The following is a 1,040-nucleotide window of genomic DNA, read 5'->3' as shown; positions in this document are numbered from 1 at the left end:
AGCGTGCGCGCGACTTCCTTGATGACCTTGTTGCGCGGATCGGAAACGGTGTAGACGGGATGACCGAAACCGATCACGACTTCCTTGTTCTCGACGCGGCGACGGATGTCGGCTTCCGCTTCGTCCGGATTGTCATAGCGCTTCTGGATTTCAAACGCAACTTCATTGGCGCCGCCGTGCTTGGGACCGCGCAGCGCGCCGATGGCGCCGGTGATCGCCGAGTGGATGTCGGAACCGGTGCCGGCGACAACGCGGGCGGCGAAGGTCGATGCGTTGAACTCGTGCTCCGCATACAGGATCAGCGAAGTGTGCATGGCTTTTTCCCACAGCTTGCCTGGCTTCTCGCCGTGCAGCAGATGCAGGAAATGCGCGCCGATCGAGTCGTCGTCGGTCTCGACCTCGATGCGCTTGCCGTTGTGGCTGTAGTGGTACCAGTACAGCAGCATCGAGCCTAGCGAGGCCATCAGGCGGTCGGCGATGTCGCGCGCGCCCGGGGTATTGTGGTCATCCTTCTCCGGCAGCACGCAACCCAGTGCCGACACGCCGCTGCGCATCACATCCATCGGATGGGCCGATGCCGGCAGGCATTCCAGCACAGCCATCACGCTCGCCGGCAGGCCGCGCAGCGCCTTCAGCTTGGCCTTGTACGCTTTCAGTTCCGCCACGGTCGGCAGCTTGCCGTGCACCAGCAGGTAGGCGATCTCTTCGAATTCGCAGGTATCGGCGACATCCAGGATGTCATAGCCGCGATAGTGCAAGTCATTGCCGGTCTTGCCGACGGTGCACAGGGCAGTATTGCCGGCAGTGACGCCGGACAGTGCGACGGATTTCTTGGGCTTGAATGCGGCGGCCTGTTTCTCTTCACTCATGATCTGGTTTCCTGTGCTTATTTGGACTTCTGCTGGGCAAAAAGCGCATCCAGCTTCTGCTCGAAATCGTGGTAGTTGATGCGGTCGTACAACTCCATGCGCGTCTGCATGGTGTCAACCACGTTCTTTTGCGTGCCATCGCGGCGCAACGCGGTGTAGACGTTTTCCGCG

Annotated in this window: 1 protein-coding gene and 1 pseudogene; both read right to left on the bottom strand. The window is 61.0% G+C overall.

Going from position 1 to position 1,040, the window contains the following annotated elements; all coding sequences use genetic code 11:
* Nucleotides 1-869: 2-methylcitrate synthase (gene prpC, locus Q7T06_RS10775; RefSeq protein WP_304784487.1), on the bottom strand; the 869-nt coding region annotated here is incomplete at its 3' end.
* A 17-nt stretch (nucleotides 870-886) separates the two neighbouring features.
* A pseudogene (prpB, locus tag Q7T06_RS10770) lies at nucleotides 887-1,040 on the bottom strand (methylisocitrate lyase); the annotation flags it as partial.

This window comes from Herminiimonas sp., assembly GCF_030645555.1.
In the GTDB taxonomy this organism is placed as follows: Bacteria; Pseudomonadota; Gammaproteobacteria; order Burkholderiales; family Burkholderiaceae_D; genus Oxalicibacterium.
This window is presented reverse-complemented; position numbering and strand designations above follow the sequence as displayed.